General features: G+C 57.0%; 21 protein-coding genes and 1 other annotated feature. Of the genes, 5 read left to right on the top strand and 16 right to left on the bottom strand.

From position 1 onward, the window contains the following. Position 1 precedes the first annotated feature (1 nt). The 5 genes from thrB to yjjY all read right to left on the bottom strand — a co-directional run bounded on the left by thrB (position 2) and on the right by yjjY (position 4,982). Positions 2 to 931: a homoserine kinase gene (gene thrB, locus AC4IC4_RS03155; protein ID WP_032660770.1), complete on the bottom strand. Its 930-nt coding sequence runs from the start codon at positions 929 to 931 to the stop codon at positions 2 to 4. A gap of 1 nt (position 932) precedes the next feature. Further along, positions 933 to 3,395 carry a bifunctional aspartate kinase/homoserine dehydrogenase I gene (thrA, locus tag AC4IC4_RS03150; protein ID WP_420277765.1) on the bottom strand — a complete coding sequence of 821 codons (2,463 nt, stop codon included), beginning with the start codon at positions 3,393 to 3,395 and terminating at the stop codon, positions 933 to 935. A gap of 24 nt (positions 3,396 to 3,419) precedes the next feature. Then, positions 3,420 to 3,537, bottom strand: a sequence feature (Thr leader region). Then, entirely contained in the window at positions 3,476 to 3,544 is a 69-nt protein-coding gene (gene thrL / locus AC4IC4_RS03145) for a thr operon leader peptide (protein WP_015572623.1), read from the bottom strand. (Overlaps the previous feature by 62 nt.) Positions 3,545 to 3,755: 211 nt before the next feature. After that, the gene (locus tag AC4IC4_RS03140) at positions 3,756 to 4,442 is read right to left on the bottom strand and encodes a tRNA/rRNA methyltransferase (protein WP_024907411.1); all 687 of its coding nucleotides are present in this window, start codon (positions 4,440 to 4,442) and stop codon (positions 3,756 to 3,758) included. A 399-nt stretch (positions 4,443 to 4,841) separates the two neighbouring features. Next, positions 4,842 to 4,982 carry a YjjY family protein gene (yjjY, locus tag AC4IC4_RS03135; protein WP_085928893.1) on the bottom strand — a complete coding sequence of 47 codons (141 nt, stop codon included), beginning with the start codon at positions 4,980 to 4,982 and terminating at the stop codon, positions 4,842 to 4,844. Positions 4,983 to 5,077: 95 nt separating this feature from the next. Here yjjY and arcA point away from each other — a divergent pair, with 95 nt between their 5' ends. Then, positions 5,078 to 5,794 carry a two-component system response regulator ArcA gene (arcA, locus tag AC4IC4_RS03130; RefSeq protein WP_003856501.1) on the top strand — a complete coding sequence of 239 codons (717 nt, stop codon included), beginning with the start codon at positions 5,078 to 5,080 and terminating at the stop codon, positions 5,792 to 5,794. 45 nt (positions 5,795 to 5,839) lie between these two features. Here the strand turns inward: arcA and creD are convergent, their stop codons facing one another. From creD to creA, 4 genes are read right to left on the bottom strand one after another with little or no spacing between them, the layout of a single operon-like run. Continuing rightward, positions 5,840 to 7,192, bottom strand: coding sequence for a cell envelope integrity protein CreD (creD, locus tag AC4IC4_RS03125; RefSeq protein ID WP_491472138.1), 1,353 nt, complete (start codon positions 7,190 to 7,192; stop codon positions 5,840 to 5,842). Positions 7,193 to 7,248: 56 nt separating this feature from the next. Continuing rightward, positions 7,249 to 8,673, bottom strand: coding sequence for a two-component system sensor histidine kinase CreC (gene creC, locus AC4IC4_RS03120; RefSeq protein ID WP_491472137.1), 1,425 nt, complete (start codon positions 8,671 to 8,673; stop codon positions 7,249 to 7,251). Beyond that, positions 8,673 to 9,362, bottom strand: coding sequence for a two-component system response regulator CreB (gene creB / locus AC4IC4_RS03115; protein WP_032649878.1), 690 nt, complete (start codon positions 9,360 to 9,362; stop codon positions 8,673 to 8,675). The genes creC and creB overlap by 1 nt, the downstream gene beginning before the upstream one ends. A gap of 14 nt (positions 9,363 to 9,376) precedes the next feature. Further along, positions 9,377 to 9,847 (bottom strand): protein CreA, encoded by a 471-nt coding sequence (gene creA, locus AC4IC4_RS03110; protein ID WP_024907407.1) that lies wholly within the window; start codon positions 9,845 to 9,847, stop codon positions 9,377 to 9,379. 211 nt (positions 9,848 to 10,058) lie between these two features. On the opposite strand from creA, the gene robA reads away from it, so the two are divergent. After that, entirely contained in the window at positions 10,059 to 10,928 is an 870-nt protein-coding gene (gene robA / locus AC4IC4_RS03105; protein ID WP_024907406.1) for an MDR efflux pump AcrAB transcriptional activator RobA, read from the top strand. Here robA and gpmB read toward each other — a convergent pair. Next, a complete protein-coding gene (gpmB, locus tag AC4IC4_RS03100; RefSeq protein ID WP_008502057.1) occupies positions 10,925 to 11,572 on the bottom strand; it encodes a 2,3-diphosphoglycerate-dependent phosphoglycerate mutase GpmB in 648 nt (215 codons plus the stop codon). The genes robA and gpmB overlap by 4 nt on opposite strands. Before the next feature lie 50 nt (positions 11,573 to 11,622). On the opposite strand from gpmB, the gene yjjX reads away from it, so the two are divergent. Next, complete coding sequence (gene yjjX / locus AC4IC4_RS03095) at positions 11,623 to 12,138, top strand: inosine/xanthosine triphosphatase (protein ID WP_023334447.1); 516 nt, start codon at positions 11,623 to 11,625, stop codon at positions 12,136 to 12,138. Here the strand turns inward: yjjX and trpR are convergent. Then, positions 12,129 to 12,458 carry a trp operon repressor gene (gene trpR, locus AC4IC4_RS03090; protein ID WP_024907404.1) on the bottom strand — a complete coding sequence of 110 codons (330 nt, stop codon included), beginning with the start codon at positions 12,456 to 12,458 and terminating at the stop codon, positions 12,129 to 12,131. The two genes, yjjX and trpR, sit on opposite strands and share 10 nt — an antisense overlap. Positions 12,459 to 12,513: 55 nt before the next feature. After that, a complete protein-coding gene (gene sltY / locus AC4IC4_RS03085; protein WP_032649881.1) occupies positions 12,514 to 14,451 on the bottom strand; it encodes a murein transglycosylase in 1,938 nt (645 codons plus the stop codon). A 227-nt stretch (positions 14,452 to 14,678) separates the two neighbouring features. Between sltY and ettA the strand changes: the two genes are divergently transcribed. Next, a complete protein-coding gene (gene ettA, locus AC4IC4_RS03080; protein WP_006810191.1) occupies positions 14,679 to 16,346 on the top strand; it encodes an energy-dependent translational throttle protein EttA in 1,668 nt (555 codons plus the stop codon). 91 nt (positions 16,347 to 16,437) lie between these two features. Here the strand turns inward: ettA and AC4IC4_RS03075 are convergent, their stop codons facing one another. Beyond that, positions 16,438 to 17,337, bottom strand: coding sequence for a LysR family transcriptional regulator (locus tag AC4IC4_RS03075; RefSeq protein ID WP_024907402.1), 900 nt, complete (start codon positions 17,335 to 17,337; stop codon positions 16,438 to 16,440). A gap of 108 nt (positions 17,338 to 17,445) precedes the next feature. On the opposite strand from AC4IC4_RS03075, the gene AC4IC4_RS03070 reads away from it, so the two are divergent. Next, positions 17,446 to 18,447, top strand: a complete 1,002-nt coding sequence (locus AC4IC4_RS03070) for a zinc-binding alcohol dehydrogenase family protein (RefSeq protein WP_491472136.1) — start codon at positions 17,446 to 17,448, stop codon at positions 18,445 to 18,447. Positions 18,448 to 18,542: 95 nt separating this feature from the next. Here AC4IC4_RS03070 and nadR read toward each other — a convergent pair whose 3' ends face one another. The 3 genes from nadR to serB all read right to left on the bottom strand — a co-directional run bounded on the left by nadR (position 18,543) and on the right by serB (position 22,239). After that, positions 18,543 to 19,775 (bottom strand): multifunctional transcriptional regulator/nicotinamide-nucleotide adenylyltransferase/ribosylnicotinamide kinase NadR, encoded by a 1,233-nt coding sequence (gene nadR, locus AC4IC4_RS03065; protein WP_024907400.1) that lies wholly within the window; start codon positions 19,773 to 19,775, stop codon positions 18,543 to 18,545. A gap of 35 nt (positions 19,776 to 19,810) precedes the next feature. Next, the gene (radA, locus tag AC4IC4_RS03060; RefSeq protein WP_014068810.1) at positions 19,811 to 21,196 is read right to left on the bottom strand and encodes a DNA repair protein RadA; all 1,386 of its coding nucleotides are present in this window, start codon (positions 21,194 to 21,196) and stop codon (positions 19,811 to 19,813) included. A 74-nt stretch (positions 21,197 to 21,270) separates the two neighbouring features. Further along, positions 21,271 to 22,239, bottom strand: a complete 969-nt coding sequence (gene serB / locus AC4IC4_RS03055) for a phosphoserine phosphatase (protein WP_025757501.1) — start codon at positions 22,237 to 22,239, stop codon at positions 21,271 to 21,273. Between the last annotated feature and the right edge of the window lie 115 nt (positions 22,240 to 22,354).

Genomic DNA, 22,354 nt, shown 5'->3' with positions numbered 1-22,354 from the left:
ATTATCCCAGTACTCGTGCGCCAGCCGTGTCCAGACGGCAAATATGAACAAAGCCTTCCTGATTTTGCAGGTAGTGTTTAGAGAGCCAGTCCGCCACGCGCTGCGCGGTATCAGGCTTGTCGCACAGGGCGAACAGCGTCGGGCCGGAGCCGGAGATGCCGCACGCCTGCGCGCCGATATCCATCGATGCCTGTCGCGCCTCGTTAAAGCCGGGCAGCAGCTTCGTGCGGTACGGCTCGGCAATGACGTCCTTCATCAGTTTGGCCGCCAGCTGCGGCTGACGGGTGTAACAGGCGTGGATAAAGCCCGCCAGATGACGCCCGTGGGCAATACAGTCCTGACGACGATACTGCGCGGGCAGGATCGCACGCGCTTCCGCGGTTGAAACCTTGATACCCGGATAGGCCAGCACCCACAGCCACTCATCAAACCCTGGCACCTGCTGGCTGATGATGCCATTTTCTTCGATCATCAGCTGCATGCCGCCGAGGAAGCACGGCGCCACGTTGTCATAGTGAATGCTGCCGGAGATGCGCCCTTCCAGCTCGCCCATTAACCCCAGCAGGCGGTTGTTGTTCAGCGGCTTGCCGCAGTGCTCGTTCATCGCCACCAGCGCGGCGACCACCGAGCAGGCGCTGGAGCCCAGTCCCGAGCCGATCGGCATACTTTTTTCCAGCGTCATGGCGACCGGCACGTTTTTGCCGATCTCCTGACAGAAGCGTTCCCAGCACTGATAGACGATATTTTCGCGCGGCTCAGACGGCAGTTTGCTGGCGAAGCGGCCCACGTTGTTCAGGCTGAAGCTGTCTGCCGCTTCCACCGTAACCGTATCGCCCAGCAGCGAACCATCCACCGGCGTCACCGCCGCACCCAGCACGTCAAATCCGACGCTCATATTCGCGCTGGAAGCCGGGGCATAAACTTTGACCATGTTAAACTCCTAACTTCCATGACAGGGTACGCAGCAGATCGGCAAACACACCCGCCGCCGTAACATCGTTCCCTGCGCCATAGCCGCGAAGCACCAGCGGCAGTGGCTGATAATAGTGGCTGTAAAACGCGAGGGCGTTTTCGCCATTTTTGACTTTGTACAGCGGGTCGTTGCCATCCACTTCGGCAATCTTCACCCGGCACACGCCATCTTCTTCAATGTTGCCAACATAGCGCAATACCTTACCTTCATCACGGGCTTTTGCAACGCGCGCGGCAAACGCGTCGTCAAGCTGCGGCAAACTGGCCATAAAGGCAGCGACATCACCGCTGCTGTCAAATTCTGCCGGCAGGACAGGCTCAATCACGATATCCGAAAGCTCAAGCTCACGGCCCGTTTCACGGGCGAGGATCAGCAGCTTACGCGCCACGTCCATACCGGAAAGGTCATCACGCGGATCCGGCTCGGTATAGCCCAGCTCGCGCGCGGCGCGGGTGGCTTCCGAGAGGCTCATCCCCTCATCCAGCTTGCCGAAGATAAACGACAGCGAGCCAGAGAGAATGCCGGAGAAACGCTGCAGTTCGTCGCCCGCGTTAAGCAGGTTCTGCAGGTTCTCGATAACCGGCAGGCCTGCCCCAACGTTGGTGTCGTACAGGAACTTGCGGCGCGACTTGCTCGCCGCCAGACGCAGCTGGTGATAGTAATCCATCGACGAGGTGTTGGCCTTTTTGTTCGGCGTCACCACGTGGAAACCTTCGCGCAGGAAGTCCGCGTACTGGTCGGCCACCGCCTGGTTCGAGGTGCAGTCGACGATAACCGGGTTAAGCAGGTGATACTCTTTTACCAGACGGATCAGGCGGCCCAGGTTGAACGGCTCTTTCGCCTCCTTCATCTCGGCCTGCCAGTTTTCCAGGTTCAGGCCGTGGACGTTGGTCAGCAGCGCTTTGGAATTCGCAATCCCGCAGACGCGCAGGTCGATGTGTTTCTTCTTCAGCCATTCCTGCTGACGCTTAACCTGCTCCAGCAGCGCGCCGCCCACGCCGCCGACGCCAATCAGGAACAGCTCGATAACCTGATCGGTGTTGAACAACATCTGGTGAACCACACGTACGCCAGTGGTCGCGTCATCGTTGTCCACAACAACAGAAATTGAACGCTCAGACGAGCCCTGGGCAATCGCCACGATATTGATATTGGCGCGCGCCAGTGCGGCAAAGAACTTGGCGGAGATACCGCGCAGCGTGCGCATACCGTCGCCCACCACGGAGATGATCGCCAGACGCTCCTGAATAGAGAGCGGCTCCAGCAGCTCTTCTTTCAGCTCCAGATAGAACTCTTCCTCCAGCGCGCGACGGGCGCGCAGGCAGTCGGCCTGCGGCACGCAGAAGCTGATGCTGTATTCGGAAGAGGACTGGGTGATCAGCACAACAGAGATACCGTTGCGGGACATGGCCGCAAACACGCGCGCCGCCATGCCGACCATCCCCTTCATCCCCGGACCGGAGACGCTGAACATCGCCATGTTGTTGAGGTTGGAGATGCCTTTCACCGGCAGGCCGTCCTCATCGGTGCTCGCGCCAATCAGCGTACCCGGCGCCTGCGGGTTACCGGTATTTTTAATCAGGCAAGGGATCTGGAACTGGGCAATCGGGGAGATGGTACGCGGGTGAAGCACTTTGGCGCCGAAGTAGGAAAGCTCCATTGCTTCCTGATACGACATCGACTTCAGCAGCCTGGCGTCCGGTACCTGGCGCGGGTCGCAGGTATAGACGCCGTCGACGTCAGTCCAGATCTCACAACAGTCCGCGCGTAAACAGGCGGCCAGCACGGCGGCGGAATAATCGGAGCCGTTACGGCCCAGCACCACCAGCTCGCCCTTCTCGTTACCGGCGGTGAAGCCAGCCATCAGGATCATGTGGTCAGACGGAATTTTGCTGGCGGCGATACGGCGGGTTGATTCGGCAATATCAACGGTGGATTCGAGGTAGTGACCCACCGCCAGCAGTTTTTCAACGGGATCGATCACGGTCACGCTATGGCCGCGCGCTTCCAGCACGCCGGCCATGATGGCGATAGAAAGTTTTTCACCGCGACAAATCAGCGCCGCGTTGATGCTGTCCGGACACTGGCCGAGAAGGCTGATGCCGTGCAGGACGTGTTTGATTTGGGCAAATTCCTGCTCAACGAAAGACTTCAGCTGAGCGTGCGGGAAGCCAGGCAGCGCCTCTGCCAGCCCTTGCAGCAGGTCAGCGAAGATACGCTCTGCGTCGCTGATGTTCGGGAGTGCATCCTGGCCACCGATGGTTTTTTCAATCATCGCCACCAGATGGTTCGTGATTTTTGCCGGGGCAGAGAGCACGGTCGCAACCTGCCCCTGCCTGGCGTTGCTTTCCAGGATATCGGCAACACGCAGAAAACGTTCTGCATTTGCCACTGATGTACCGCCGAACTTCAACACTCGCATGGTTCTACCTCGTTTCCTTTAGCCGAAAAAAAAGCCCGCACTGTCTAGGTGCGGGCTTTTTTTTGTTTTTCCTGTACGCGTCAGCCCGCATCGTTACCTGTGGTAATGATGATGGTTGTGGTAATGGTGGTGATGCTGATGCGTTTCATGGATGTTGTGTACTCTGTCATTATTATCTGTCTGTGCTGTATTCTTTTAGGGTTAAAGGATCGGGCACCTTAAGTCAACGAATTTTTAATTTGATCACAATTCGGGAGACTCTCACGTCCCGCTGCCGTCAGATTTATTTTCATCCGAATACCCCAAAAGCAACCCTTAGCATCAGATGATTACACCATAATAAAAATTTATGACAGCACTTTACTCGGCCAATTTTTTTTCAATATCGTGCAGCAAACGGTGCAGCATTGCCGTGTCGCGTTGCTCAAGACGGCCCAAACGCTGCTGTAACCAGTCGACCATTTTTTGATCGTCAGCCACACCCAGTTGCATGAGCAGGTTTTCCACGCGCGCGCGAAGTGCAGCCAGCTGGTTTTCATCGGTACCTGTAACAGGCGACTGCGGAATTTGTATTAAGGATGCTAATTGATAGCAATAGACCATCACCGCCTGGCCTAAATTGAGAGAAGGGTAATCTGCAACCATCGGCGCGCCTGTCAGCACATCCGCCAGTTCCAGTTCTTCATTGGTCAGCCCAGAATCTTCACGCCCAAACACCAGCGCCGCTTTCTCCAGCCACTGGCTTTTCTCGCTCAGCATCGGCACCAGCTCCGCTGGCGTGGCATAGTAGTGAAACTTCGCCCGGCTGCGCGCCGTGGTTGCGACGGTAAACGAAATATCATGCAGCGCGTCGGCAAGCGTAGCGTAAGTGGTTATATTATCGAGAATATCTCCCGATCCGTGCGCCACCCAACGGGCGGCTGGCTCCAGGTGCGCCGTGCTGTCCACGATACGCAAATCGGTAAAACCCATGGTCTTCATGGCACGCGCCGCTGCGCCTATATTTTCTGCTCTGGCTGGGGCGACCAGTACTATCGACAGATGCATTTATGCTCTCTTTTTAATCAGTTAGCAGGTAAAAATGTGATGCGCTTCAACATATTACGCAGCGCGAATTTACAAAATTGCAACACAAATCACCGAAATAGCGTTTCATAACAAATTAAAAACGCTAAACTATTCTGTGTCTGAACAATCAGTTAGAATGTTAACAGAACACTATTATCCTTATGTTTTATAATGATAATGGCGGCATGAATACCCTATTCTGATTGGATTCGCTTCGTTTATAAATCAATGTCCGCAACTAGTTGGTTTATTGAAAAATTGTGACAAAGGCTAGCATTCGGCTACGATGATTTCATCAAACTGTTAACGTGCTACAATTGAACTTGATATATGTCAACGAAGCGTAGTTTTATTGGGTGTCTGGTGTCACTTAGCCTGTTATGTTGCTGTTAAAATGGTTAGGATGACAGCCGTTTTTGACACTGTCGGGTCCAAAGGGAAAGTACCCAAGACCAAGCTAATGATGTTGTTGACGTTGATGGAAAGTGCATCAAGAACGCAATTACGTACTTTAGTCACGTTAAGCCGATCATGTTAATTTGCGACATGCATCAGGCAGGTCAGGGACTTTTGTACTTCCTGTTTCGATTTAGTTGGCAATTTAGGTAGCAAACATGCAGACCCCGCACATTCTTATCGTTGAAGACGAGTTGGTAACACGCAACACGTTAAAGAGCATTTTCGAAGCAGAAGGCTACGATGTCTTTGAAGCGACCGATGGCGCAGAGATGCATCAGATCCTTTCTGAAAATGATATCAACCTGGTGATCATGGATATTAACCTGCCGGGCAAAAACGGTCTTCTTCTGGCGCGCGAACTGCGCGAGCAGGCGAACGTCGCGTTAATGTTCCTGACGGGCCGTGATAACGAAGTTGATAAAATTCTTGGCCTGGAAATCGGTGCGGATGACTACATCACCAAGCCGTTCAATCCTCGCGAGTTAACCATTCGTGCACGCAACCTGCTGTCCCGCACTATGAACCTGGGTACGGTCAGCGAAGAGCGTCGTAGCGTAGATAGCTACAAATTCAACGGCTGGGAACTTGATATCAATAGCCGTTCACTGATTAGCCCGAACGGTGAGCAGTATAAACTGCCGCGCAGTGAATTCCGCGCGATGCTGCACTTCTGCGAAAACCCGGGCAAAATTCAGTCCCGTGCAGAACTGCTGAAGAAAATGACCGGCCGTGAGCTGAAACCGCACGACCGTACCGTAGACGTGACCATCCGTCGTATTCGTAAGCACTTCGAATCTACGCCAGATACGCCGGAAATCATCGCCACGATCCACGGCGAAGGGTACCGTTTCTGCGGTGACCTGCAGGAATAATCCCGCAGTTAACGCATTAAAAAACGGCGCATTTGCGCCGTTTTTTTATTTCCAGATCCGCATCGTGTCGTTATCAGGCTCTGCGGGTGGCTCAGGTCGCTTCGGCTGAGAGAGCGAGTACCAGTCGAAATGCCGGGTCAGGTACATCACGGCGAACAGCGCCAGCGCGAGAACCGCTGACCCCAACAGCAGCGCGCTGTCCTCCGAGCGCAGCAGGAACCACATCACGACATCCAGCCCGAGCAGTGCCAGCACAAACAGCCCGCTGCGCTTCCAGCTTTTCAGCACGGCCTGCAGGTACATTCCGTTCATCGCTGCGCCCACCAGACTTGCAACAACCCAGGCTGGTGTAAACCCGACGTGTTCAGACAGCGCCAGCAGCACCAGATAGAACAGGACCAGCGACAGCCCCACCAGCAGATACTGCATCGGGTGAAGGCGTAATCCGGTTAAGGTTTCGAAGACAAAGAAGGCCATAAACGTCAGCGCAATCAGCAAAATAGCGTACTTGATCGCACGGTCAGTCAGCTGATACTGATCGGCGGGCGTGGCTACCGTGACGCTAAAGGCCGGGAGCGCCTCCCACTCCGGCGACTCCTTGTCGTAGAACCAGCTCTCAAGGTTATTTGCAAACCAGCTGCTCTGCCAGTTCGCCTGGAAACCAGACTCGCCAATCTGATGCTTAACAGGGAGATAATCGCCCATAAAACCCGGATGCGGCCAGTTGCTGTTAAGCGTCATTTCGCTATTACGCCCTACCGGTACCACCGCAAAACTGCCGGTTCCCGCCAGACTGAGGGACATCTCAAGCGTAAACGTTTTGGCTTCCAGCGCTTTGTCGGTCAGCGGGATGTGGATCCCCGCAAGCGCCCCGTAGACGCCTGAACCGGGTTCCACGCTTAGCGTCTCACCATTGATTTTAGAGATACTGACCGTGCCAATGCCCCGCGCGTCGCCAACGCCCGTCACGATAAACGGCTGCCCTGTCGCGATCGTTTCCCCTTTCAGCTGCTTCAGCTCGTCGGTATTAAACTGCGCTTTGATCTTCAGGTCAGTGTTCCAGATTTGCCCGTCGTAGATGCCAATACTTCGGGACTCCACGCGCTGGTTCCCTTCCACAACCAGAGATTCCGGCAGAATGAAGTGCATATAGCTTTTCTTGTACTCGACCTTTTTCTCGTCCTCTATCTTGTAAAAAATCTCCGTCATCGGAATCGCAATCATCGGACCGACCAGCTTTTGCGGTCCGCTGGTACTCTGGCGAAGCGTATTTTCGACATCGTTGCGGTAGCTCTCCCGCTCTGATATCAGGTTACTGACCATAAAAAGCGGGACTAACAGCAGCAGAATGCACCCCAGCAGGGTGCTGACTTTCCAGAACAGGGGGGATTTCATCATTACGTCTCCTTTGTAATGAGGAGAGCGTAACCAGGCTGTGTGGGGTCAGTTTGAAGTTATGTGAAGGGACGGTGAAGTGTCAGCGTGGCCATCACGCCGCCTTCATCACGATTACGCAATGTAATCTCTCCCTGATGCAGACGCGCCACTTCCTGGACAAACGCCAGCCCGAGCCCACTGCTCTTCAACCCGTTCTCGCGCGGCAGGGAATAAAAGCGCTCAAAAATACGCTCCAGCGCGTAATCCGGGATCCCGCTTCCGCTGTCGGTGACGAAAAGCTGTATCTGCCCGTGCTCCTCCCGGGCCGCCAGTTCAATGGCACCGCCCTGCGGTGTAAAATCGATAGCGTTATCCAGCAAATTGCCGAGCGCCTGTTCGAGCAGATCGGGATCGCCTTCAACATGAAGCGAAGCGGGCTGGAGAGTCAGCGAAATCTCTTTTGCCGCCAGCACCGCCGAGCGCGCATCGGCAAGCCGCGTAAACAGCAGATCGACGCGGACGGTCTGAGGCGTAATCTCGACCCGATTTTCAAGCCGCGCCTGAGTGAGCAGTTTTTCAACCAGCGACTGCATACGCGCGTTTTGCACCAGAATATTATCGATAAACCGCGCGGCCACCTGCGGCGGTGGCTGCTCGGAGAGAATTTCTGCCGCGCCGCGTATGGCGGCGATGGGGCTTTTCAGCTCGTGGGTCAGCGCATGGACATAGCGTTCAATGTAGTTTTTCCCTTCAAGGCGAATGCGCATATTTTCCAGCGCCTGGGCCAGCTTGTGCAGTTCGCTGCTGCCAGGATTAGGCAGCGGGAGAGGTGTATCCGTGGTCACCGAGTCGGCATAGCGCGATAACGTACCGATAGATCGATTGATCCACCATGCCACAACGAGGCCAATCAGCAGGGCAATGCCGAGCAGCGCCCCGCCAGCCCACAGGATCCTTCGCTCGCTGCGGTGAATCACCGGCGCCATCGCGCTGTTCGGTTTCCCCACCGACAGCACGCCGATAATCTTGCCCTGATCCACAACCGGCGCGGCAACATACATCACCGTGCTCTCCGGATCGTCGGGATGGCTCTGGGTACTGCGCGCGCCGTATTCGCCGCGAAGCGTCAGCCAGACATCGTTCCAGCGCGAGTAATCTTGCCCCACGGCCAGACCGGCGGAATCAAACACGACCCTGCCCTGCGCATCGGTCATGTAGACGTGATACTCGTTACGCACTTTATGGATCCCGCCGATATTGGCGCGAAAGGGGCGCTGATGAAGCTGGGAAAAGGCCTGTGCCAGCTTGCCCTGCTGCGGATGACCCGAAAGCAAATCATCACGTCCGATTTCGGCCAACAGGGTCGCGGTATCGATTAACGTGCCCTCGGTTGCCCTACGCACCCCGGGCTTTACTTCCTGAACAAAGATCGACAGCACAAACCACGCGGCGATGGCCACGATCAGGAAGTATCCCAGCAATAGCCGCATCCCAATGCGCATCAGTAAAGGCCCAGACTGTAGCCCATACCGCGATGGGTGCTGATGGGTGACAGTTCTTCGTTCACCGCCCGCAGCTTGGCGCGCAGGGTTTTGATGTGGGTGTCCACGGTACGATCGAAGCTGTCGCCGTCTTCACCCCATACCTTGTCCATGAGCTGCTGACGCGAAAAGACCCGCCCGGGCGCCTGTAACAAGGTTTTGAGCAGCAAGAATTCGTAGCGGGTCAGGGGCAGTGCTTCCCCGCACCAGCTGATTCGAGCGGCAGGTTCGTTCAGTTCAAACTGCCCGATACGTAACGTTTCTGATGGTGCGGCGGATTTTTGCATGCGCCGTAAAATCGTTCGCACCCGGGCGCAGACTTCACGAGGGGAGAAAGGTTTCGCAACGTAGTCATCAGCGCCCATTTCCAGGCCAAGCAGCTTGTCTACCTCATCACTGCGCGCCGTCAGAAACAGCACGGGCAGTGAGGGATGCTGCGCCAGCAGCCGGCGGCAAAGCTCAAATCCACTGATGTCCGGCAGCCCGACATCCAGAATGGCAAGCGCCGGAACCTGCCGCCGCGCCTCCTCCAGCACGGGTAAACCGCGTTCAAACGCCTTTACCGCGAATCCTTCCTGCTGAAGCATGTAGATCAGCGTATCGGCGATACTGGTTTCGTCTTCAACCAGCCAGACCACAGGTTGTTGCATGATTCATCCCTGAGTTACTGCCAAGGCATAATTGGCACCGCGCTGATCGCGTTTTTCGGCGAGCCTTCCACCACTTTATCGGAATAGGCGAGGTAAGCCAGCGTGTTGCGTTTGGCATCATAAAAACGCACCACCTGCAGCTTTTTAAACACCAGCGAGGTCCGTTTCTGGAATACCACGTCGCCCTGCGCTTTGCCGTTTTTAATTTTATCACTTAGCTCAACCGGCCCCACCTGCTGACACGAAATCGCCGCATCGGAGGTGTCTTCCGCCAGTCCCAGCCCGCCTTTGATACCGCCCGTTTTCGCGCGGCTGACGTAGCAGGTGACGTTTTTCACGTCCGGATCGTCAAACGCCTCCACCACGATTTTGTGGTCCGGGCCAAACATTTTGAACACGGTATCGACGGAGCCAATCTGCTCAGCCTGCGCCGCGCGCCCGACCATCAGCATTAACGCGGTGAAGATCAAAGTCTTGTATTTCATATTGTTACCATTCTTTAAAATTACATTGAGCAATTATTCAACACTTTAGATAAAAATGTAGCAAGATCACAGGATTAGAATATATCTGCCTGTAATGTGCTCTAAAAAGCATGAATGCGCAAAAAAAACACTGAATGCTAAAACATCAAAAAATGCTATTATCCGCTAACCTGTTATCAGGCACCTGCTGTTTTAAGGATGAGGATAGTATATGGATCAGGCTGGAATTATTCGCGACCTGCTCACCTGGCTGGAAGGTCATCTCGACCAGCCTTTGTCACTGGATAATGTGGCGGCTAAAGCAGGCTATTCCAAGTGGCATCTGCAAAGGATGTTCAAGGATGTCACCGGTCATGCTATCGGGGCCTATATTCGCGCGCGTCGTTTATCAAAATCTGCTGTGGCACTGCGCCTGACGGCGCGGCCGATTCTGGATATTGCCCTGCAATATCGTTTCGATTCGCAGCAGACCTTCACCCGCGCCTTTAAAAAACAGTTCTCGTTGACGCCAGCGCTTTATCGTCGCTCGCCTGACTGGAGCTCGTTTGGCATGCGTCCGCCGCTGCGTCTGGGCGAGTTCGCGATGCCGAAATACGAAATTATTACCCTGCCGGAAACCCATCTGATTGGCACAACGCAGAGCTACTCCTGTTCACTGGAGCAGATTTCCGAGTTCCGTCATCAGATGCGCGTCCAGTTCTGGCGCGACTTCCTGAGCCACGCGCCGGCGATCCCGCCGATTCTGTATGGTCTCAACGAAACGCACCCGAGCCAGGAAAAAGACGACGAGCAGGAAGTGTTCTACACCACCGCGCTGACGCCGGATATGGCCAATGGCTACATTCAGGGTTCGAAGCCTGTCGTGCTGGAAGGCGGCGAATACGTGATGTTCGCCTATGAAGGGCTGGGAACGGGAGTTCAGGAGTTCATCCTGACCGTTTACGGAACCTGCATGCCGATGCTGAATCTGAATCGCCGTAAAGGTCAGGACATTGAGCGCTACTACCCGGCGCAGGATGCCAAACCGGAAGAAGGCCCAATCAATCTGCGTATGGAATTCTTGATTCCGATACGCCGTTAACGCTGCAGTTCGTCAAGCGCAGGGGCATCAAGATGCGAAATGTCCCCTGCCATCTCCACTACCCAACCTGACGCCAGCCACGCGCTTTCCTGATAATCAATCCGGGAAATGGAGCAGTTGCGCAGACGCAGGCGGCGCTCGGCGTAAGCCGGTAACCCCAGAATGGTGCTCACCAGGCAACCCAACGCAATCCCGTGACTCACCAGCAGCGGACGGCTTCCTGCCGGGAGTTTCAGGCATTCCGCCAGTGCGGCATGCATACGTACGCTGAGCTCCTGCATGGATTCGCCCTCAGGAATACGGCCATCTTCGGTACCGTTCACCAGCGTGCGGCGCCAGCCCTCTTCCGTTTCCGTCAGCGTATCGATATGGCGTTTTTCCAGCACGCCCATATCCAGCTCGCGCAGGCGCGGCTCAAGCATGACGTCACAGCCGCAGGCGTCCGCGATGATGCGCGCCGTCTGCTGTGTGCGACCTAAATCGCTGGTAATCACGTGGGTTATGCCCAGCGTTCTGGCGCGTTCCGCCACCTGCCACGCTTGCTGCACACCCTTCTCAGTGAGAGGACTGTCTGACTGGCCTTGAATACGTCGCTCGGCGTTCCACTGCGTTTCACCGTGGCGAACAAGGTATACCTGTAACATGCTTTTTTTCCGTTATACTGCGATGAGTTTTTTTTGAATCGAGCTTAATTATGCACCATGTTGTCTCTGCTACCACTAATCCTGCCAAAATTCAGGCAATTCTAAGGGCATTTGACGAGATCTTCGGCGCAGGATCCTGCCATATTGAGGCCATCGGCGTCGAGAGTGGCGTGCCTGAACAGCCGTTTGGCAGCGAGGAAACGCGCGCTGGCGCACGAAATCGCGTGGCAAACGCTAAGGCCGCGGCACCGAATGCTGACTTTTGGGTAGCGATTGAAGCCGGTATCGACGAAGGCGCAACCTTTAGCTGGGTGGTGATCGAAAGCCGCGAGCAGCGCGGTGAAGCGCGTTCGGCCACCCTGCCGCTGCCGGAGATCATTCTGGAAAAAGTCCGTGCGGGTGAAGCGCTCGGGCCGGTGATGTCGCAGTACACCGGCATCGATGAGATTGGCCGTAAAGAAGGGGCGATTGGCGTCTTTACCGCAGGCGCACTGACGCGTTCAGGCGTTTACCACCAGGCGGTGATTTTGGCGTTAAGCCCGTTCCATAACGCGATTTATCGTTGATCGCTTAATAAGACTGACTCGAGCCACTGGCGCAGCTCAACCGGCGCCGACTTCAGGCTGTTCGAGCCGCGGGTGATCGTGGCAATGCCCGCGCCGAGCTCATTCTTCAGCTCGCGCTGGCTCATCTCGCCGCGCAGCAACTCTTCAATGATCCTCACGCGCGTGCCCAGCGCCTCGCGCTCGTCCGGCGTGAGCATCAGCTGCATCAGGGGTAAATGCAGATCCTGCTCGTAAGACTGGCGAAGCAGCTCCACAAAACGAAGCCACTCCTGATGACGTTGTTCGGCCATTGCCGAGGAATACGGGGAATGCTGGGTCATGTTATGCTGCCTCTTGTACTCATTAGCGAGTACAGCATAACACAACCCACGCCGATCAGTAACGTCTCTGCCACTCGGCATCGCTCATCAGGGTATCTTTCTGCCCCATGAAGTAGCGATAGTAGGCGTCATAGGCCAGCACGTTCTTCACGTAGCCGCGCGTTTCCGAGAACGGGATGCTCTCGACAAACGCCACGGCGTCGATGCGCCCGGCGCTGTTGCCGAGCCAGGTGCGCACACGTCCAGGCCCCGCGTTATACGCCGCCGACGAGAAGATGCGGTTATTGCCAAACTGCTGATACACGTACTGCAGGTAGCTGGTACCGATGTTGATGTTGGTATCCGGATCGAGAAGCTGTGACGGGCTGCTGTACCCAGGGATATTAAACATCTTCACCGTGTGCGTCGCCGTGCCCGGCATAATCTGCATCAGGCCGCTGGCGCCCACCGGGGAACGGACTTTCGGGTTCCATGCGCTCTCCTGACGGGCAATCGCCATCGCGTAGCTTTGCGGGATATCTTTGCCGCTGGTATAGCGATCGAAGAGATCTTTGTACGCCAGCGGGAAACGCTCTTCCAGATGATCCCAGAGCTTGCCGGCGATCGTCGCCTGCACGCTGAGATCCCACCAGTGATTATCAAAGGCATAGCGAGCAAGCTGGGCTTTTTCGTCGGTGGTGCGGCTGGTCACCAGATTCGCCCACTCGCTGCGCGCGGTGTTATCCATATTCCAGTACATCAGCTCGCGAACGCGCGCCATTTCTGGCCCCTGCGTCAGCGCCGGGTTCGCGTTAGCGGGCGCTTTATCAATGCGGAAGGTATACTCCTCGCCCAGACGCTGCGCGGCCGCCATCGGGTAGAACCCGCGCTGCTGCATCAGCGTATGGAGGATCTCTTTTGCTTCATCATCACGACCGCGTTCCAACAGCAGATCGGCCTGCCAGTAGCGCCATTCGTCTTTCTCTTTAGCCTCCATTGGCAACCGCGCGAGCCAGGTATTCAGCCCACGGCGATCGCCCGTGCCCAGCGCCATGCGCACGCGGCGTTCCACCAGCGACGTGGAGTTCGAACGCATAATGGCATCGTCTCGCCAGCGCGCCTGTTCGTCGGTCACATCGGTACCCATCAGTCGCCACGCCACGATATCGCGTAACTCCTGGGTTTGCTCCTCATTAAGCTGCTGCGCCTGCACCAGCTGCGGGATCATCAGCCGCGCGTTTTCCACGTCGTCACGCGCCACGCTGGCAAAGGCCACCGCCGCCATCTGGCGGGTAAAATCGGTCGCGCCCGTACTGCGGGCAAAGGTCAGCACGCTGTTCGGATCGTTCGCCAGCGAGATAACCGCGGTGGAGATCGTCTGGTAATCGGACGGCATCTGCCCCGCCAGCGTGGTCACCAGACGCGTGTTACCGGCTTTCATCGCCAGACGGATGCGCTCAAGGTAGGACAGCGGATCCTGTTTACCGGAAGCGCGCCATGCGCCAAACAGGGAATCACAGGCGTTCGGCTGGTTTTTCCCGGTCAGCCAGAGCTCTTTCGCCCCGGCCCAGGCCTCTTCCTGCTGGCCAGTCGCCCATTTCGCGTAGTAGTAGTTACACTGGGCTTCGGTGGCGTTCGGCTTTTCAGGACTAAACGCCAGCAGTCCACGCCAGTCTTCGCGACGCGCCAGCTCATTCACAAAACGAGACTGGAGATTTCGGGCTGGCGGCAGGGTCGGGTTCGCCTGAATGAAGTTATTCACGGTGACGGTAGGCTGGTTCATCAGATCGTCCGTGATCTGGCGATACTCCAGATACGGATACAGCGGATAATCCTTTAGCGTCGGCATCAGCGCCTGCACGGTATCCATCTGCTTGTTGTCCCACGCCTGTTTAATCTGGGCGTAGCGATTACGTTGTTCATCCAGTGAATCGGCATGCACCGCCTGGCTTACCGCCATTACGCATACGCTGGCAGCCAGCAGACGCCAGACCACCCGTTTGGCTTTTTCCACAAGCTCTTCCTCATTGTTTTTTCGTCAATTGCAGCGTCTTGCCACGTCAAAGTCTAATTAACTTATGCTAACCAGGCATCCTTCAACGCGCCACGTCATGGACACTTTTTTACCTTTCTTGCGCGTTTTAACACTCCCGACGTTCCTGGCTGGGATTAGGCCGTGAAAAAGGCTACACTTCGAGGCTGAAATTCCTTCTCATTACGATAAAAGAGGCGAAGTCCAACGTGGCTCAATTCGTTTATACCATGCATCGTGTCGGCAAAGTTGTCCCGCCGAAACGTCATATTCTTAAAAATATCTCGCTGAGCTTCTTCCCGGGCGCAAAAATCGGTGTTCTGGGTCTCAACGGTGCCGGTAAGTCCACCCTGCTGCGCATCATGGCCGGCATTGATACAGACATCGAAGGTGAAGCCCGTCCGCAGCCTGGCATCAAGATCGGCTACCTGCCGCAGGAACCTCAGCTGAATCCGGAACACACCGTGCGTGAGTCCGTTGAAGAAGCGGTTTCCGAAGTGGTTAACGCCCTGAAAGGTCTGGATGAAGTGTATGCCAAATACGCCGAACCGGATGCGGACTTCGACAAGTTGGCCGCGCAGCAGGGCAAGTATGAAGAGATTATCCAGGCGCACGACGGTCACAACCTGAACGTGCAGCTGGAGCGCGCGGCTGATGCCCTGCGTCTGCCGGACTGGGATGCGAAAATCGCGAACCTCTCCGGTGGTGAACGCCGCCGCGTGGCGCTGTGCCGCCTGCTGCTGGAAAAACCAGACATGCTGCTGCTCGACGAACCAACCAACCACCTGGATGCGGAATCCGTGGCGTGGCTGGAGCGCTTCCTGCACGACTTCGAAGGCACCGTTGTGGCGATCACCCACGACCGTTACTTCCTCGACAACGTCGCCGGCTGGATCCTGGAGCTGGACCGCGGCGAAGGTATTCCGTGGGAAGGCAACTACTCCTCCTGGCTGGAGCAGAAAGATCAGCGTCTGGCTCAGGAAGCGTCTCAGGAAGCGGCCCGTCGTAAGTCTATCGAGAAAGAGCTGGAGTGGGTGCGTCAGGGCGCGAAAGGCCGTCAGTCTAAGGGCAAAGCCCGTCTGGCACGCTTTGAAGAGCTGAACAACACCGAATACCAGAAACGTAACGAAACCAACGAACTGTTTATTCCACCTGGAGCACGTCTGGGGGATAAAGTGGTTGAAGTGACCAACCTGCGCAAGTCTTACGGCGACCGCCTGTTGATCGACGACCTGACCTTCTCCGTACCGAAAGGCGCTATCGTCGGCATCATCGGTCCGAACGGCGCGGGTAAATCAACCCTGTTCCGCATGATGTCCGGTCAGGAACAGCCTGATAGCGGCTCAATCACCCTGGGTGAAACCGTGAAGCTGGCCTCCGTTGACCAGTTCCGTGACGCGATGGATAACAGCAAAACCGTGTGGGAAGAAGTCTCCGGCGGTCTGGATATCATGCGTATCGGCAACACCGAGATGCCAAGCCGCGCCTACGTTGGTCGCTTTAACTTTAAAGGCACCGATCAGGGCAAACGCGTGGGCGAGCTGTCCGGCGGTGAGCGCGGTCGTCTGCACCTGGCGAAGCTGCTGCAGGTGGGCGGTAACGTTCTGCTGCTCGATGAACCAACCAACGACCTGGATATCGAAACCCTGCGCGCGCTGGAAAACGCCCTGCTGGAGTTCCCGGGCTGCGCGATGGTTATCTCGCACGACCGCTGGTTCCTGGACCGTATCGCGACCCACATCCTGGACTACCAGGACGAAGGTAAAGTGGAGTTCTTCGAAGGTAACTTCACCGAATACGAAGAGTACAAGAAACGCACGCTGGGCGCCGACGCGCTGGAGCCGAAGCGTATTAAGTACAAGCGTATTGCGAAATAAAAGCAAAACGGCAACTTCGGTTGCCGTTTTTTATGTTTGTACCCTCTCCCCGTGGGAGAGGGCCAGGGTGAGGGCATCAGGCCGCACAAAATCACCCACCCACGTAATACCGCTTCACCTCATCAAACTGCATTGCAAAGTCGATATAGCTCATCAGCGCGGGTGAGTTGAGCTTACGGCTCGGATAGGCCAGCCACAGGTCGTTTCCTTCAACGTTCCACTCCGGCAATACCTGCACCAGCGCCCCTTTCTCGACCTTATCTTCCAGCAAAAAAGCCGGAAGGAGCGTAATCCCCGCACCGGCAATCGCACATTCGCGGGCGTATACCAGGTTATCGGTCATGTGCGCGTTATCCGGCAGGTAGCGGTAATCCTCGCTCTCGCTTCGCAGAAGCCACTCTGACCACGCCCGATGCGTAATGCTGCGGTGCTCCACCAGCTGACGGGGATGCGTCAGCGGCGCCCGGCGCGCCAGATAGTCCGGCGAAGCCAGCATGTAGCGCGGGCAGTGCCCGATCATCCGGCCAATCAGGGAGGAGTCCTGCGGCTTGCCGGTACGCAGCGCCACGTCAAACCCGGCCTCGACCAGGTCCACCACGTCATCAGAGATCGACACGTCCAGCGAAACCTCAGGATAGCGAAGCTGGAACTCGGCATTCATATGTGCCAGCAGCGTCGCCCCAATCCCAGCCGGACAGGTGATGCGCAGCCGCCCGCTCGGGTTTTCGCGCAGGCGCTGAATGGCGTACTCCGCCCGCTCGCTGGCCGCCAGCATTTCGCGGCAGTGCACCAGATAGTGCTCGCCCGCAAACGTGAGGCTGATCCTGCGCGTGGTGCGGTTGAGCAGGCGGATACCCACCTGCTGCTCCAGCTGGCTAATACGCTGGCTGACGCTGGATTTCGGCAGTTCAGCCTTCTGCGCCGCCGCGGTAAAGCTGCCCATCTCCGCCACCAGCGCGAACAGCGCCATATCCTGCAGCTGCTTAAACATGATTGTTCATCCTGTACGAACGCTGAGTTCTTGATTGTCCATCTTATCATGCAGCTGGCCACTTAATAGACTAGCCTCAACAAAACGCATGCCATTGAGGAGCACACCATGTCAGTGAAAGCCATCGCCGTTAACCCTGAAAATCCCTCTACCTTCATTGAAATCACCCCGCAGATGCCGCAGCCCGGCGAGCACGATCTGCTGGTGGAGGTGAAGGCCGTCTCCGTTAACCCGGTCGATACCAAAGTCCACGCGGGCATTGCCAGGAACGGGCTGAACGCGCCGCGCATTCTCGGGTGGGATGCCAGCGGGATCGTCAAAGCCGTTGGGACGGGCGTGACCGGATTCAAGCCGGGAGATGAAGTGTGGTACGCGGGCGACATCACCCGTCCGGGCAGCAACACCACACACCAGCTGATCGATGCGCGCATTGTCGGGCACAAGCCTGCCAGCCTCGGCTGGGCGGCTGCCGCTGCGCTACCGTTGACCGCACTCACCGCGTGGGAAGGCCTGTTTGAACGGCTGAACATTCAGGATGCCGGTGCGGACAAAACCCTGCTGATCATCGGCGGTGCGGGCGGCGTGGGATCGCTGGCGATCCCGTTTGCGAAGCACAACAGCAAGGTGAAAATCATCGCAACCGCGTCGCGTGAAGATTCCGCCCAGTGGTGCCGCGATCGCGGTGCAGATGTGGTGGTGAACTACCGCGATCTGAAAGGCGAACTGGCGAAACACGGGCTGACCTTTGTGGATTATATTTTCATCCTCAACGATACCGACGGACACTGGGATGCGGTCAGCGAACTGATTGCGCCTCAGGGGCACATCTGTTCTATCGTCGAGAATGAACGTCCGCTGAACCAGGACAAGCTGAAGTCGAAATCCGCCGCGCTGCACTGGGAATTTATGTACACCCGCAGCATGTACCAGACCGCTGATATGGCGCGTCAGGGTGAGATCCTCAATGAGGTGGCGAAGCTGGTGGATAACGGCGTGGTGGAAAGCTCGCTGAGTGAAACGCTGCACGGGCTGAGCGTGGAAAGCATTACCGAGGCGCACCGTAAGGTGCTGGACGGGCATATGCGCGGGAAAGTGGTGGTTGAGTTCTAAGTTTTCCCCTCACCCCAGCCCTCTCCCCAAAGGGGCGAGGGGGTAATCGTTCCCTCTCCCCTTTGGGGAGAGGGTTAGGGTGAGGGGTAAGTTTTTTACCCCTGCTCCCCCATCATCTCCTTCACCAGCTCGACGCAGCGCAGGAAACGGGAGTCGTAGTCCGACTCTTCCACGTGCACAAACTCAACGTTGTTTTCATTGAGCATCTCCACCAGCATGGACTGGAACTCCCGCCGGTCCACGGAGCTGCCGAGGCTGCGCATGCCGTCAGCGACCCACGGGGTGTTGTTCTCCAGCAGGATCACCAGGTCAAAGCGGTATTCGTCAATCAGCGCCTGCACGAACGGGTGCTCGCGCCCTTCGTATTTTTTACAGAACGCCTGGGTGGTGACGAAATCGGTATCGATAAACGCCACCTTGTTGGCGTATTTCACCGCGAAATCAATGTACTGGGCATGACCGAGCGCGATTTTATCGTAGTCGGAATACTGCAGCGCCATCTCATCACCGCCCAGATGGGAGAAGACATAGTCGCGTCCGTACTCCCACGCGCTGGTGGTATTGAAGATGTTCGCCAGCTTGTTGACCAGCGTTGATTTCCCGCTCGACTCGCCGCCCAGGATCGCGACGGTGCGCACAAAGAACGGCTTCACCTCGGTCGGAATGTAATCCCAGTAGCGGAACGGGTTTTCGCGGATCTGCGCCCCACTGATGTTCATGAAGGTGCGCTTCGGATCGATCAGCACCGTCTCGATGCCCAAATGCTCGCGGAACTGCGGCGCATCGGACTCTTCAGAGGTGTAGATCCAGTTCGGCGCAATGCCCTTCTCTTCCATAAACGCTTTGATGCCGTTGCTCCACACGTCCCAGCCGTGCGGGTACGGCTCCATACCCTCTTCGTTAAAGGCATGAATACGAATATTTTTCTGATACTTGAAGGTCTGAAGCAGCCAGCGCAGGCGGTCCGGCACGGTCGGCTGCTGCGACATGGCGCTCTCTTCAAACAGCTGACGGTCGCGGGTTTCGTCATAGCCCATGATGATGTGCAGCTCGTCTACCTGACTACAGGCGCGCTGGATCAGATAGATATGCCCGGTATGCAGCGGGTAAAACTTGCCGAACACCACGCCGATGTTCTTTTGCATACGCGGGAATTCCAGCCCCAGAAAGCGGTGTAGCGCTTCGAGCTTCTGCGCGCTGGGGCTTTTGATTTTGGCGTTCAGCAGTTGGCTCAGGTAGCCTTTGGTCATGCCGCTGGCGTCTGCCACCTGCTGCAGCGTGCAGCCCTTCTGGCGGATAGCGGTCTTGATGTAGTCAAATGATGACATAAATTACGGTGCCTCCTGCAAAATCGAATACGTAATTATAAGTCGTCAAAGACATTTAACGCATCTGCGAGTTTCTTCACGCCAAAAACCTGCATCCCTTCCGGGATTTTTTTCGGCACGTTGGCGGCGGGAACGATCGCGCGACGGAAACCGTGTTTTGCCGCCTCGGAGATACGCTCCTGGCCGCTGGGCACCGGGCGGATTTCCCCGGCCAGCCCCACTTCACCAAACACCACCAGATCCTGCGGCAGCGGTCTGTCGCGCAGGCTGGAGACCATCGCCAGCAGCAGCGCCAGGTCTGCGCTGGTCTCAGTGACTTTGACGCCGCCGACCACGTTCACGAAGACGTCCTGATCCGCCATCTGCAGCCCGCCGTGACGGTGCAGCACCGCCAGCAGGATCGCCAGACGGTTCTGTTCCAGACCGACCGCCACGCGCCGCGGGTTGCCCATCATCGACACGTCCACCAGCGCCTGAATTTCGACAAGCAGCGGGCGCGTCCCTTCCCATAGCACCATCACCGAGCTGCCGGAGGTGATCTCATCGCCACGGCTCAGGAAGATGGCCGACGGGTTGCTGACTTCGCGCAGCCCCTGCTCGGTCATGGCAAACACGCCCAGTTCGTTCACCGCCCCAAAGCGGTTTTTATGGCTGCGCAGGGTACGGAAGCGGGAGTCCGCGTCGCCGTCAAGCATCACGGAGCAGTCGATACAGTGTTCAAGCACCTTCGGCCCGGCCAGCGAGCCGTCTTTGGTCACGTGGCCGACCATCACAATCGCCACGCCGCGCGTTTTGGCAAAGCGCGTCAGGTAGGCCGCGGTTTCACGCACCTGCGCGACGCTGCCCGGCGAGGACTGGATGTCCGCCATGTGCATCACCTGGATGGAGTCGATCACCATCAGCTTCGGCTGCTCTTCTTCGGCGATCATGCAGATCTGCTCGATGCTGGTTTCCGACAGCATGTTCAGATTACCGGTCGGCAGGCCCAGACGGTGCGCGCGCATCGCCACCTGCTGCAGGGACTCTTCCCCCGTGACGTACAGGGTTTTCATCTGTTCGGCGAGCTTGCAGAGCGTTTGCAGCAGCAGGGTTGACTTGCCCGCGCCCGGGTTACCGCCGATAAGAATCGCGCTGCCCGGCACTACGCCGCCGCCGAGCACGCGGTCAAACTCTTTGAACCCGGTGGAGAAGCGCGGCAGCTCTTCGAGGCTGATGTCCGAGAGCTTCTGGACTTTCGCTACGCCCGCATTGCCCGCATAGCCGCTCAGGCGTTCATTGCGCGCCACGCTCGGCGAAGCCGCCACACCACGCACTTCGGTGATGGTGTTCCAGGCATGGCAGGCGCTGCATTGCCCCTGCCAGCGCGGATAATCCGCACCACATTCATTACAGACAAATGCGCGTTTTGGAGCTTTCGCCACGGTTCACCTCGTTATTTCTGCGCGGCCTGCGAGCCGGGTGGCGCTTACGCTTACCCGGTCTACAAAGCAGGCCGTTATTTCTGATTAAGGCTGCCGGAGAGAATGCAGAACACCCCCATCAGGTCAGCGTGACGGATAGTCACTTCCGTCTTTTCATTCACTTTTGGCTTGGCATGGTAGGCAATGCCCAGGCCGGCCGCTTTGATCATCGGCAGGTCGTTCGCGCCGTCCCCGATAGCGACGGTCTGGACAACCGGAATTTCATATTTTTCCGCCAGACGCGTCAGCGTATTGGCTTTGTACTGGGCATCCACAATATCGCCGATCACCTGGCCGGTCAGCTTGCCGTCCATGATCTCCAGCTCGTTGGCCACCACGGTGGTCAGATGCAGTTTTTCCCGCAGATAATCCGCGAAGAAGGTGAAGCCACCGGAGGCGATCGCCACTTTCCAGCCCAGCGACTGCAGCTTCAGCACCAGCTGCGTCAGCCCTGGCATCAGCGGCAGCACGTCGCGCACCTGGCGCAGAATGTTGGCATCGGCCCCTTTCAGGGTCGCCACGCGCTGTCTCAGGCTGGCGGTGAAGTCCAGCTCGCCGCGCATCGCACGCTCGGTCACTTCCGCCACCAGCTCGCCGCTGCCCGCCAGCTTTGCAATTTCGTCGATACACTCGATCTGAATGGCGGTAGAGTCCATGTCCATCACCAGCAGGCCCGGCGTTTTCAGATGCGGAATTTTACCCAGCGGCGCGACGTCCAGCCCTGCGTCATGCGCCAGACGCGTTGCGCGCTGCGTCAGAGAGCCCGCCAGGCGAATAACCTGGTAGTCTTCCACGCACCAGGCGGCGACGATCACCATCGCCGCCCCCAGCTTGCTTTGATACTGGGTCAGGCGTTGCTTATCCAGACCGCGTCCGTAGAGGAGCCAGCCGCTACGACCGGCGTGGTAATCCAGAGGCATCACCTCATCGCCACTTAAAGAGAGCGGCAATCCTGGCCATAAAGAGACATCCGTTGGCAGGTCACACCAGGTAATGTTCGGCATTAAAGCTCCTGTAGTTTCGTTCGCGCCGGAAGGTTGCAGAGGGAAAATAACGCATGAGGCTACCCTGTAACCATCACTTCTGGCAACATTAAGCCGTAAATTTTCAGCAGGTGGA

The sequence above is a fragment of the Enterobacter sp. Taxon_2 genome, from assembly GCF_058355295.1.
This window is presented reverse-complemented; position numbering and strand designations above follow the sequence as displayed.